The organism is Rhodophyticola sp. CCM32 (assembly GCF_004751985.1).
GTDB lineage: Bacteria > Pseudomonadota > Alphaproteobacteria > Rhodobacterales > Rhodobacteraceae > Rhodophyticola.
This window is the reverse complement of the sequence record NZ_CP038492.1, coordinates 629,727-642,299: the sequence shown is the minus strand read 5'-3', so window position 1 is coordinate 642,299 and position 12,573 is coordinate 629,727. Positions and strand designations below refer to the sequence as shown.

Here is a 12,573-nt window from a genome sequence, read left to right as displayed (position 1 = left end):
GTGATCAGCGGGTGCGCCTGCGCCCGGCTGATTGAGACGCCACGCGCGCCGAGTCAATGTTAACACAAAATGCGATCGTTAAGTGTATGGTGACATAAGCATTTCATGCGGACAATTCGCAATCTCATATTTATGTCTGCGCATACCCGCGCGGGCGGTCAGGCCCGGATCACAGGTTCTCGGGCTGCATCATGCCCAGCACGTGATATCCGCCATCCACGGTGATGATCTCTCCGGTGGTGCAGGCCCCGTAATCCGAGATCAGATAGACCGCCGTGCCGCCAATCGCCTCCAGCGTTGCATTGGCGCGCAGCGGCGCATTCGCCTCGGTCGCCTTGAACGTCCTGCGGGCGCCGCCGATGGCTGCCCCGGCCAGGGTTTTCATCGGCCCCGGGCTGATCGCGTTCACCCGAATACCTTCCGGTCCCAGATCATTGGCCAGATAGCGCATCGCCGATTCCAGTGCCGCCTTGGCCACCCCCATCACATTGTAGAACGGCGTCACCCGGTTCGATCCCTGATAGGTCAGGGTCAGAATGGTTCCGCCCTCAGGCATCAGGTCAGAGGCCCGTTTCGCCACGTCGATCAGCGAATAGCACGAGATCGCCAGCGAGGTTTTGAAATTCTCCCGCGTGGTGTTGATAAACCGGCCCGTCAGCTCGGTTTTATCTGAAAACGCAATGGCATGGATGACAAAGTCAATCTGCCCCCATTCGGCTTTCAGCCGCGCGAAACACGCATCCAGAGAGGCATCATCGGTCACATCCACATCCAGCAGGATATCCGACCCGACCGAGGCCGCCAGCGGGGCCAGCCGCTTGCCGAATGCCTCCCCCTGATAGGAAAAGGCCAGTTCCGCCCCTTCCGCATGCAAGGCGCGCGCAATGCCCCAGGCGATGGACCGGTCATTGGCGACCCCCATGATCAACCCGCGCTTGCCTGTCATCAAATCGGCCATAATCTTGATTACCTGTTATATTTTGACAAAAGCATCGACCCGTTGGTGCCCCCGAACCCGAAGGAATTGGTCATCACCGTATCCAGCCCCGCGGCCGCCACGGGTGTGGTGGCGATTTCCTCGGGGCTCAGGGCCGGATCAAGGGTTTCCACATTGATCGAGGGGGCGATGAAATCCCCCTCCAGCATCAGCAGGCAGAAACTCGCCTCCAGCGCGCCGGCGGCCCCCTGGGCATGGCCGGTCATGGATTTGGTGGAGGAGATCGGCGGCGTGCGGCCCTGGCCGAACACCCGGCGCACGGCCTCCACCTCGCCCACATCGCCGACCGGGGTCGAGGTGCCATGCGCATTGATATAGCTGACCTTGCGACCCTCCGGCAGGGTTTGCAGCGCCAGCCGCATCGCCCGTTCGCCGCCTTCACCGGACGGGGCCACCATGTCATGCCCGTCCGAGGTTGCGGCAAAGCCGGTGACCTCCGCATAGATCTTCGCGCCCCGGGCCTGCGCCCGGTCCAGTTCTTCCAGAACCAGAATCGCGCCGCCGCCGCCAATCACGAACCCGTCGCGATCCGCATCAAAGGCGCGGCTTGCGCGGTCCGGCGTATCGTTGAATTTCGACGACATTGCCCCCATCGCATCGAACAGGCAGGACAGGGTCCAGTCCAGTTCCTCCGCCCCGCCGGCAAACATCACATCCTGCTTTCCCATCATGATCTGTTCTGCCGCCACACCGATACAATGCAGGCTGGTCGAACAGGCCGAGGTGATGGAATAGTTGATCCCCTTGATCTTGAACGCGGTGGACAGGTTGGCCGAGATCGTGGAGGACATGCATTTGGGCACCGCGAAGGGCCCGATCCGCTTGGTGGCGCCGGTGGACAGAACAGTCTGATGGGCGGTGAACATCGCCGAGGTCGAGGGCCCGCCGGACCCTGCGATCAGTCCCGTATGCGGGTTTGAGATATCGCTGTCTTCCAGCCCCGCATCCGTAATCGCCTGGCTCATCGCGATATGGGCATAGGCCGCGCCCGGCCCCATGAAGCGGAGCGTCCGCTTGTCCACATGTTCGGCCACATCAATTTTCAGAGAACCCGCGATCCGGCTGCGAAACCCATGCTCCGCCATGGCCTCATTGGCCTCGATCCCCGAGCGCCCGGCCTTCAGCGACGCCGTGACCTCAGCAGCCGAGTTCCCGATGGGGGACACAATACCCAGCCCTGTAACAACAACCCGGCGCATCTGCACCTCCCTGGAAAATCTCAGCTATCCGACAGCGCGACTCTCATGTCTTTTACCTGATAGATCACTTCGCCATCCGCCTCCACCCTGCCATCGGCCACGCCCATGGTCAGGCGGCGGGTCTGGATCGCTTTTGTGAATTCCACGAAATAGGTCAGCATCCTGCGATCGGGCCGCACCATGCCGGTCAGCTTCACCTCGCCCACGCCAAGGGCATATCCGCGCCCCTGCCAGCCACGCCAGCCCAGGTTGAACCCGGTCAACTGCCAAAGCCCGTCAAGGCCCAGACACCCGGGCATGATCGGATTGCCGGGGAAATGGCAGTCGAAAAACCACAGATCCGGGGTGATATCGAACTCGGCACGCACATGGCCTTTGCCATGGTCGCCGCCATCGCCCGAGATATCGGTGATCCGGTCCATCATCAGCATCGGCGGTTCAGGCAGTTGCGCATTGCCCGGCCCGAACAACTCTCCGCGCGCGCATTTCAGCAGGGCAGCCTTGTCAAAGCTTGTTGGATAATCCGCCATGCGTCCCTGCTCCCCAATATGTCTTGCATTCTAAGATGCGTTTGCGTCCATGTCCCTAACATTTAGGCAACAAAGCTGGCAAGAGCACCCCAAAGCAGTCCAGATGCGAGTCGCTCGCAAAAACTATTTGAAAAACCGGATCAAAGCATCATATAATGCGATAAGGACCAGCAGGAAAGACGCCAGAGATGACCCCCGAAGCCCTTGAACGCGGCACAAAATGGTTGGCACAGGCCGATCTGAGACCCACGCGACAGCGTCTGTCTCTGGCCACTCTTCTGGTCGGCGACGGGCAGGACCGCCATGTCACCGCCGAAAGCCTGCATGACGCCGTGTTGAACACCGGTGACAAGGTTTCGCTGGCCACTGTGTATAATACGCTGAAAGCGTTCTGCGATGTGGGCCTGATGCAGGAGGTCACGGTGGATGGCTCCCGGTCGTATTTCGATACACGCATGGATGATCACCCCCATTACTATTGGGAAGATAACGCAAGGCTGACCGATGCGCCCGCATCCGAGTTGAAAATCACCGCCCTGCCGACCCCGCCACAGGGCTATGAGATCGCCAAGGTCGATGTGGTGATCCGCCTGCGCCCCACCTCCTGAACCGGGGCGGAATTCCCCGGAATTCCGTCTGGAAAACGCCCGTTTTCCATGTGTTGCCCTCCCGGAAAACACCTGCACGCCCCATCTGCCAGGCTTTGCGCCCACAGGGTCAAACACCTGCCCCCACCCGCGCCTCTGCCCGGAAAACCCCGGTTTTCCACATGTTTTCCTCCCGGAAAACACCTGCACGCAGTTTCTGCTGGCCTTTGCGCCCGCAGCATTGTAACGCCCTGCCAACCCCATTCTGACCCAAGGCCGTTCCCATATGGACCTCCGCAATATCGCGATCATCGCCCATGTCGATCATGGCAAAACCACCCTTGTGGATGAGCTGCTGAAACAATCCGGCGCCTTCCGGGACAATCAGGCCGTCGCCGAACGCGCGATGGACAGCAATGATCTGGAGCGTGAACGCGGCATCACCATTCTGGCCAAGGCGACATCGCTGGAATGGAACGGCATGCGGATCAATATCGTCGACACCCCCGGCCACGCGGATTTCGGCGGCGAGGTGGAGCGGATTCTCTCGATGGTGGACGGGGTTGTGCTGCTGGTGGATGCGGCCGAAGGGCCGATGCCGCAAACCAAATTCGTCACCTCCAAGGCCCTGGCCCTTGGCCTCAGGCCGATCGTGGTGCTGAACAAGGTCGACAAACCCGATGCGGAACCCGACCGGGCGCTGGATGAATGCTTTGATCTCTTCGCCAATCTGGGCGCCGATGACGATCAGCTTGATTTCCCGCATCTCTATGCCTCGGGCCGGGCCGGTTGGGCCGATGAAACCCTGGACGGCCCGCGCAGGGATCTCTCCGCCCTGTTTGATCTGGTGGTCGCCCATGTGCCCGCCCCGAAACAGATCGCCCAGGCCGGGGCACCGTTCCGGATGCTGGCAACCACCCTTGGCTCTGATCCGTTTATCGGCCGCATCCTGACCGGTCGCGTTGAAAGCGGCACGCTGAAAACCGGCGAAACCGTCAAGGCGCTCAGCCGCGATGGCGACAAGGTGGAACAGTTCCGCGTCACCAAGATTCTCGCCTTCCGGGGTCTCAGCCAGCAACCGATCGAGCTTGCCGAAGCCGGCGATATCGTCAGCCTGGCGGGCATGTCAAAAGCCACCGTCGCCGATACGATCTGCGATGTGTCACTCACCGATCCGATCCCGGCACAGCCCATCGACCCGCCCACGATCACCGTCACCTTCGGCATCAATGACAGCCCGCTTGCGGGCAAGGACGGCAAAAAGGTCCAGTCCCGGGTGATCCGCGAGCGGCTGATGAAAGAGGCGGAAAGCAATGTCGCGATCCGCATCAGCGACACACCGGGCGGTGAGGCGTTCGAGGTCGCGGGCCGGGGCGAATTGCAGATGGGTGTGCTGATCGAAAACATGCGCCGCGAGGGGTTTGAGCTGTCGATCTCCCGGCCCCAGGTTCTGTTTCTGGAAGAAAACGGCGCCCGGCTGGAACCGGTCGAGGAAGTCACCATCGACGTCGATGACGAGTATACCGGCGCGGTGATCGAAAAACTCACCGGCCCCCGCAAGGGCGAATTGTCGGAAATGAAACCGGCAGGCGCGGGCAAGACCCGCATCGTCGCGCAGGTCCCCTCCCGCGGGCTGATCGGCTATCACGGGGAGTTTCTGACCGATACGCGCGGCACCGGTGTTCTCAACCGCGTGTTTCACGCCTGGGAACCCTATAAGGGCCAGATCCCGGGCCGCCGCGCCGGGGTTCTGATTTCCATGGAAAACGGCAGTTCGGTTGCCTATGCGCTGTGGAATCTCGAAGAACGGGGCCGCATGTTCATCGGCGCGCAGGAAGCGATCTATACCGGCATGATCATCGGCGAACACAGCCGCGACAATGATCTGGAAGTGAACCCGCTGAAAGGCAAGAAACTGACCAATGTGCGCGCCTCCGGCACTGATGATGCGGTGCGTCTGACCACACCGGTCACCATGTCGCTGGAACAAGCCATCGCCTATATCGACGATGACGAACTGGTCGAGGTCACGCCAAACGCGATCCGCCTGCGCAAACGGTTCCTTGACCCCCATGAACGCAAACGCCAGGCCCGCGCGGCCTCCTGACCCGCAGCAGCCTGCAATGCGTGACCCCCGTATCGTCCGTTTCTATCTCAACAAAGACCTTAAAAAACGGGCCGCGCGGGGTGAGCATAATTTCCTCAACCGGTTCTGCGCCGTGCTGGAACGCGCCGGTTTCCGCACCGCGTTCCATGTTCTCACCGAATCTGAGAGGCTGAAATCCGCCAGCAGGCCGGGCTATGCGGTCTATCTGATGCAGCCGCCGATGACGGCCCGCGGGCTGACCATCCGCAAGAACTATATCTATCCGTTCTGGAAAATCGAAAGTGATGCCGAACGGTGGGACTGGCCCGTGGCCCGGGCCATCTTCGACCCGCACACCGCCCCGCAGCCCGAGGCGAAACGCTTCACAAACCGTTGGCGGAAAAAGCTTTTTGGGGAAAGCGCTGAACAGACGCGCCGCGACGGGTTTGTCTATGTCCCCTTGCAGGGGCATCTGCTGGATCACAGGTCTTTCCAGTCCTGCAGCCCGATCGAAATGCTGGAACAGATCGCAACCCTCGACAGGGACCGCGCGGTTGTCGCCACCCTGCATCCCGGCGAAGACTACACACCGGCGGAGCGTGACGCGCTGACAGCCCTGATGGAACGCACGCCCCGGCTCAAACTCACGGACCAATCCATGATCCCGCTTTTGCAGGGCTGCGATTATGTCGCCACGCAGAATTCATCGGTGGCGCTGTCAGGGTATTTCTTCCACAAGCCTGCGGCGCTTTTCGCGCGGATCGATTTCCATCACATCGCCGCAAATGTGCATGATCTGGGCGTTGAGAAGGCCCTGCGCCAGGCCCCGCATATGACGCCGGATTACGACGCCTATCTCTGGTGGTTCCTGCAGGATCAGTCGATCAATGCCGGGCATCCCGACGGAGAGGCCAAAATTGAGGCCGCCCTCAGACGCGCGGGCTGGATCACCTGAGCCGGGCTTATCCGCCGCTGCTTTCTCCGCCGCCAAACAGATGATCCATGCTCATCGACGGCTGGTCACAGCCCGCCTCGCCCACGATCCTTGCCGGCACGCCCGCCACGGTCTTGCAGGCCGGCACATCGGCCAGCACCACCGAGCCTGCGGCCACGCGCGAACAATTGCCGACCCGGATATTGCCCAGCACTTTCGCCCCGGCTCCGATCAGAACCCCGTCGCCGATCTTCGGATGCCGGTCCTCTTCTTCCTTGCCGGTGCCGCCCAGGGTCACCGAATGCAGCATCGACACATTGTCGCCCACCACAGCCGTTTCCCCGATGACGATGGAATGGGCGTGGTCAATCATGATACCCTGCCCGATCCGGGCCGCCGGGTGAATGTCGATCCCGAAAACCTCGCTCACCCGCATCTGGATGAAATAGGCAAAATCCCTGCGCCCCTCGCGCCACAGCCAATGACCGATGCGATAGGCCTGGATCGCCTGAAACCCCTTGAAATAAAGCAGGGGCTGCATGAACCGGTGGCAGGCCGGGTCGCGTTCGGCCACCGCAACGATATCGGCCCGCGCCGCAGCGCCGATCCCGGCTTTTGCGGCAAAGGCCTCATCCGCAATCTCGCGCAATATCTGCTCCGACATATCGCCCGAGGTCAGCTTTTGCGCCACGCGGTAAGCCAGCGCCCGCTCCAATGTCTCGTGATGCAGCACCGATCCGTGGATCAGCCCGCCCAGCAAAGGCTCCGCCTGTACGGCATCGCGCGCCTCGGCGGTGATGCGGGACCAGACCGGGTCAATCTCGGCGATATGTGTGCGGCGCTCTGCCATGGCGGTCTCCTTCTGGGTCTGCAAATCCTTTATACCAGATAGGCAGGCCACCCCAAGAAAGAAACCGTGATCTGTGTCATCACATAGAGCATCGTCCATTTAATCTGTAACGCATATACATTACGCAGAGGGCATCGCCCGAACCGAGGGGTGGGCGCTGCCCGGCGGTACCGCCGGGCGGAAGGGTGGTGTGGGGTGGTGTGGAATTTCAGGCCGAAGCTATAGTGTCGGGCAGGGCCAGCATCGCATAATGGGCGACAATCCGCACAACCCCTTCGGTGAAATCCGCCCCTTCGGACGAGATCAGCAGCGGGGTCGCGGACCAATAGACCAGCGGCGTGGACGGTCCCGAAACCCAGGAATTCAAACTCACGCCCAGCCCCGAGCCATAGCGCAGATCATCCCCATCCACCCCCAGACGCCAGGTCGTGGCCCCGCCGATGGCCGTGGTGACCAACCCGGTCACCCCGAAGGCCAGCGCGCGTTCGGGGAAAATCACCGGCGTTTCCACGCTGGCCCCGGCGGTGATCGTCACATCCGTCTCGACCGAGCGCAGCGCCATCCCCGCACCGTTCTGGGTCAGGGTCACCGCACCTGCGCGCCAATCCTCCCCGTCATGCATCGCCAGCACGCCCTGATCGAGGATCACCGCCCGGAACCCCCGGCGCGGCGGCACAAAATCCCAGCCACCATTGACAAAAATGGCGATATTGCCGCCTTGCCCGGCCCATGCGTTGACGCCGTTTGACGGCACCCCATAGCAGATGCCGTCCTCCGCCACCCCCGGCGGATCATTCTGCGTCACCGATTGCAGGCGCAGTTGCACCATCCCGTCCAACCGGCTCAACCCGGCGTTCACGGTCACATGTTTCTGCGCCTGTGACGGGCTTAAAAGCGGCAGGTTCAAGTGTGGAGTATCAGTCATCAATCATGATCCTTGTAAAGGGCCCCGGGCCAAACCGCCCGGAAATCTGAGCAACATCAATGCTGTAGGGTGTGGTTGTGCCATCGCTGGCAAGGGCCGCATCGCTATAGCTCCAGGCGGGCGCACTGACCGTGACCTCCCGTTTCAGCCCACTGGCATCGCGGATCTGCACCAGATAGGCCTCGCTCTCCTCGCCCAGCGGCACCTCCGTGCCCTGCCAGCTGTCGCCGTCAATCCGCGTCCGCCGGACCCAGCTGAGATCCAAGGCCGCCGCCCCGGCCCGCGCCCTCAGATGTGCAGGCGCGTAAGGCCGCAACCCCACGCCGTCAAAGGCCAGATGCCGTTCCTCATAGCTGGCATCATCCAGCGGTCGCCTTGCCGGACCGATCCGGTAATATCGCGCCAGCCCCCGGGCCGAGAGCGCCAGATCAATCTGCTCAGGGCCCCCGTCCAGCAGCACGAACAGGCTGCCGGGCGGCCAGATATCCGGCATGATGCCATCGCTGCCCGCCTGCCCGCGCAACCGCATGGAAATCTCCCACAGGCCCGGTCCGACCAGCACCGCATTGGCGAATTGCATCACCTCCCACGGGCCTGCATCGCCCGCCCCGATCGCTGCCACATTGGCCCCGTTCAGCACATCGGCCCTCTCTGCCGAGGACAATCCGCCGCCAGCCGCGATCCGCACCCGGAAAGGCGCGCCGCGATCCCATACCCCGGGGCTGGCCGCAGCCAGCGGCGTCTCCAGCGTGCCGACAAGCGACCCCGCCTCGATCACCCGGTTCAGCGTATATCCGCTGTCGCTGACCGAGGAATAGACCGCCACCGATCCCGGCCAGGGCACGGCGGCAATCGCCAGATGCGGCGCATGTTCCACCTCATCACCGGTCAAAAGCGGCAGATCCATGAACACCGGGCTGACCGGCAAAGGCGGGGTAAAGGCCTGCTGCGTCACCGCCTCATCCACCGAATCCGACGGCTCGGCCACGCTTGTCTCGACCCGCACCGCCTCGATCCGGCGGGCGCCCATATCCTCCACCCGGTCGATCCGCCAGGTGGACCCATCCTCCAGCGCCATCATCGCCCCGGCCCCCAGGGCCCGGCGTGAAGGCGGCAGATCGAACCGGACCGTATCACGCGCCACCCGTGCCTCGGCCAGCCAGCGTTCCGCAATGCCCCGCGCCTCGGCCCGGGTCAGCGACAGGGGCAGATCGCTCTGGCTGATCCCGATATCCGCGTCATCGGGAAAGATCGCCTCGGCCACGCGGGTCTCATACACGCCGTCGGATTCGGTATATTCCACGCGCACCCGGCCCATGGTCTCGGCCTCGGGCGCACGGGTCAGGCGCAGCCCGGCCTCCCCCTCCTCATCGACGGCAGTCAGCGCCTCCAGAACCTCCCCATCGGGCGTGGCAGGCAGATGCAGGAAGACCAGCTTGCCCTCACGCTCCACCGCGCCGAACTGATAGGCCATCATCAGCGGCTGTATCCGCGCCCGCCCGGTCTCGATATCCGAGGACACATGGCCGCGCACGAACCCGTACAGCGCCGAGACGTCATATTCCGTCACACCCGCCTTTTCGCAGATTTCCGCCACCACCATCGACAGGGGCTGGCCCGAGATCCGCCCCGAGATCCAATGACCCCGCCCATAATTCACACCATCGCTCCACAGCGCCCGGTCATTGGGGAAGGCCGGCCAGGGCCGCGCATCCCAGGCCCAGACATGGGCCTTCGAGACATCCACCATCGGCCCGTCATAGATCATGGATACCGGGTTGTTGGCCGGATCGCTCCAATACCCGATCAGCGCACGCAGATATTGCGTCTGGATCAGATCATCCCGCCGCCCGTTCGAGAAATAGGGCAGCGCATTTTCCGAGCTTTTGGCATCCAGAAACTTGTTCGGCTGGTTGGTGCCCTTATCCACCGCAGGGCAGCCGATTTCCGTGAACCAGATCGGTTTCGACTGCGGCACCCAGGGGCTGGCTGTCGCCAGTTGATAGCCGCCGCGCCGGTCATGATGCATCTCGGACCACCAGTCGCGGAGCGCCTTATACCGAAACACCCAGGGCGCATTTGTGGGGCCTTCGGTGACATGGCCATGAAAGCTCAGATCGCCGGCCTCTGTTTCAGGCCAATCCGCGTCGGGTTCGCCAAGCGGCATATTGCCCGGCGCCATCGGGCCGATCCAGCGCATGTCCGAGACATCCGCCCAGGCGCCACCCGACATATCCGATGCATCGGACACCGCACCGGTGCCCATCAGGCGCCCATCGACCCACAGCTTCACATGGCCCGGGGCCGCCGGTCTCACCTCCCAGACAAGCTCATGCAGATGCCCGTCAAAGGGCAACAGCGCCACATCCAGATCCAGAACCGCCGTCCCGGCATCCGACCCCGCAGCAGCCGCACCGGACCCGGCCCGCAACCGAAAGACAGCCCCGCCATCACGCACCCCCATCCAGGCCCCCGCAGCGGCACCGCCCGCTTCCCATAATACCGCATCCGCAGGTGTCTCGGGAAACCGCACAGAGCCTGAAAAGACCGCGGTTTCCTGCCGCCCGTCCAGCGCCAGAGACGCCGATATGCCCGGCGGCATCGCATCCAGAACCGGCCCCACCGATACCCCGCTTGCCCCATCGGTGATCGGCAGCCGCCGCTGCGCATCGCGCCCCTCGGCCGAACCGTAATACCAGTCATACCCCTCGCCGCCTTCGACATTGGCCATCAGGTAATCAAGATTGTAGACAGAGCCCCACTCCGCATCCGCATGCCCGGTCCCGTCGCGCCAGTCGGACAGGGGCATATAGGTGTCGATGGCAATGAAATTGATCGCCTCATCGGCCCAAAGCGGGTCCAGATGGAAATACACATCGCCTGACCCATCCTGCGGCTGATAGCCGAAATATTCCGACCAGTCCGCCGCATAGCTCAGCTTTGCATCGGGCAGAAAATGGCGCACATCCCTGGCCAGCGCCTGAAACGCCGCCACCGCCGGAAAGCCGATATCATCGCGCATCCGGGTCAGCCCGCGCATTTCGGTGCCGATGCAAAACGCCGAAACCCCGCCCGCTGCCGCACACAGCGCCGCATAATGCAGGATGAACCGGCGATAGCCCCAATCCTCGGGGCCGCTATAGGTAACCTGACCATCCGATATGGTGAAATCGCTGACCTCAGCCGCCCCGAAAAACGCCGCAACCGCCGCCCGGTTGGCCGCTGTCCGGTCCGCACTTCCGGGCTGCCCCGGGGCCTTGTCGCTTGTGATCCGGCCCCGCCAGGGGAAACTTGGCTGATCTTCCGCCGCTGACCACGGGTCGGGCAACCCGTTGCCCTCCAGAATTTCCATCAGCAGGAAAGGGTAGAACATCACCTCTTGCCCGCCTGCATGGATCGCCGTGATCGCCTCGATCACCGAGGCATCCGCAGGCGTGCCGCCATAAACCGGACGGTCGTCAATCTGCGCCACCACCTCTGCCCCCGCCCGGGTCACCGAGGACACATGCCAGGGCATCTCCACCCCGTCCCGCGCGACCTGTTCCACCTTGGGTTTGACCAGACAATGCCCGGCGCGCAGATCGTCCCCGAACCAGCTCACCACCAGCGAAACCGAACCGATCCCGGGCAATTCCCCCCGCAGATCATCCAATGCGGTCAGCATATCGCTTTCGCGGCCCGACATATTGCTGTTGGCGGCACTGACCTCTGCAATCGACTGGCGATAGGTCACGCGCGTGCTTGCCAGCGCGTATTCGCCCGTGCCCGGCATCAGCGCCACCGCCTGCACCGCCTCGGACGGGGCCGGCAGGAAGGCCTGTGTCCCGGGCTGCGCCGGGCGGATCACCTCGAAACTCAGCTGCGGCACCCGATTGCCGAATTGCCCCAGTTGCAAATCCTCGATCACCACATAGGCGATGCCGCGATAGGCAGGCACGGTGCCCACCCCTTCGATGGCTTCCATCTTCGGGTCCGGCATCTGGTCTTCGGTGCCGCGATAGACACGCAGGGTGATCTCGTCCCGCGACACTTGCACCCCATCGGCCCAGATCCGCCCGACCCGCAGAATCCGGCCCTCACACAGCGCCATCGCCAGGCTGACCGAATAGGAATAGCTGGTGGTCTCAGGCTGCGCCGGGGCGCCCTTGCCACCGCCACCGCCGCCCGACCGGGTCACCGTTTCCAGAAACCGGGTGGACCAGATAACCTGCCCGCCCAGACGCATCCGCCCGAAAATCTGCGCCACCGGGCTGCCCTCGCTGGCGCCGGTCAGGCGGAACCGCTCCATCCGCCCCACCTCAACCGGGTCTGACCCGGCCCCCAGCAGCCGCTGGTCAATCACCCGGCCCAGCGTGGCCCCCACGGCCCGGCCCACAACAGCCCCGGTCAGACCCAGAAACGTGCTGGGGCCAGCGACACCGCCAATCGCCGCGCCAACGGCTGACAGAACAATCGTTGCCATGTC

10 protein-coding genes are annotated in these 12,573 nt (G+C 63.2%); 3 read left to right on the top strand and 7 right to left on the bottom strand.

Going from position 1 to position 12,573, the window contains the following annotated elements; all coding sequences use genetic code 11:
- Positions 1 to 169: 169 nt before the first annotated feature.
- From E2K80_RS03180 to fabA, 3 genes are read right to left on the bottom strand one after another with little or no spacing between them, the layout of a single operon-like run.
- Positions 170 to 958, bottom strand: coding sequence for an enoyl-ACP reductase FabI (locus E2K80_RS03180; protein ID WP_135372707.1), 789 nt, complete (start codon positions 956 to 958; stop codon positions 170 to 172).
- Between the two features lie 8 nt (positions 959 to 966).
- On the bottom strand, positions 967 to 2,196 hold the full coding sequence (locus E2K80_RS03175) for a beta-ketoacyl synthase N-terminal-like domain-containing protein (protein WP_135372705.1): 1,230 nt from the start codon (positions 2,194 to 2,196) through the stop codon (positions 967 to 969).
- Positions 2,197 to 2,216: 20 nt separating this feature from the next.
- The gene (fabA, locus tag E2K80_RS03170; protein ID WP_135372703.1) at positions 2,217 to 2,726 is read right to left on the bottom strand and encodes a bifunctional 3-hydroxydecanoyl-ACP dehydratase/trans-2-decenoyl-ACP isomerase; all 510 of its coding nucleotides are present in this window, start codon (positions 2,724 to 2,726) and stop codon (positions 2,217 to 2,219) included.
- Positions 2,727 to 2,914: 188 nt separating this feature from the next.
- Here fabA and irr point away from each other — a divergent pair, with 188 nt between their 5' ends.
- Positions 2,915 to 3,334: a Fur family transcriptional regulator Irr gene (irr, locus tag E2K80_RS03165; RefSeq protein WP_135372701.1), complete on the top strand. Its 420-nt coding sequence runs from the start codon at positions 2,915 to 2,917 to the stop codon at positions 3,332 to 3,334.
- A 109-nt stretch (positions 3,335 to 3,443) separates the two neighbouring features.
- Here irr and E2K80_RS19030 read toward each other — a convergent pair whose 3' ends face one another.
- The gene (locus tag E2K80_RS19030; RefSeq protein ID WP_168193084.1) at positions 3,444 to 3,599 is read right to left on the bottom strand and encodes a hypothetical protein; all 156 of its coding nucleotides are present in this window, start codon (positions 3,597 to 3,599) and stop codon (positions 3,444 to 3,446) included.
- Here E2K80_RS19030 and typA point away from each other — a divergent pair, their 5' ends adjacent.
- Together typA and E2K80_RS03155 are read left to right on the top strand one after the other, a co-directional pair.
- Positions 3,600 to 5,420 carry a translational GTPase TypA gene (gene typA, locus E2K80_RS03160; protein WP_135372699.1) on the top strand — a complete coding sequence of 607 codons (1,821 nt, stop codon included), beginning with the start codon at positions 3,600 to 3,602 and terminating at the stop codon, positions 5,418 to 5,420. It abuts the gene before it with no gap.
- Between the two features lie 16 nt (positions 5,421 to 5,436).
- Positions 5,437 to 6,354 (top strand): hypothetical protein, encoded by a 918-nt coding sequence (locus E2K80_RS03155; RefSeq protein ID WP_135372697.1) that lies wholly within the window; start codon positions 5,437 to 5,439, stop codon positions 6,352 to 6,354.
- Between the two features lie 7 nt (positions 6,355 to 6,361).
- On the opposite strand, the gene cysE is transcribed toward E2K80_RS03155, so the two are convergent.
- The 3 genes from cysE to E2K80_RS19405 form a co-directional block, all read right to left on the bottom strand.
- Positions 6,362 to 7,183: a serine O-acetyltransferase gene (gene cysE / locus E2K80_RS03150; protein ID WP_135372695.1), complete on the bottom strand. Its 822-nt coding sequence runs from the start codon at positions 7,181 to 7,183 to the stop codon at positions 6,362 to 6,364.
- A gap of 208 nt (positions 7,184 to 7,391) precedes the next feature.
- The gene (locus tag E2K80_RS03145) at positions 7,392 to 8,108 is read right to left on the bottom strand and encodes a DUF2793 domain-containing protein (RefSeq protein WP_135372693.1); all 717 of its coding nucleotides are present in this window, start codon (positions 8,106 to 8,108) and stop codon (positions 7,392 to 7,394) included.
- Complete coding sequence (locus E2K80_RS19405; protein ID WP_238475637.1) at positions 8,101 to 12,570, bottom strand: baseplate multidomain protein megatron; 4,470 nt, start codon at positions 12,568 to 12,570, stop codon at positions 8,101 to 8,103. Before E2K80_RS19405 ends, E2K80_RS03145 begins: the two co-directional genes overlap by 8 nt.
- Positions 12,571 to 12,573 lie beyond the last annotated feature (3 nt).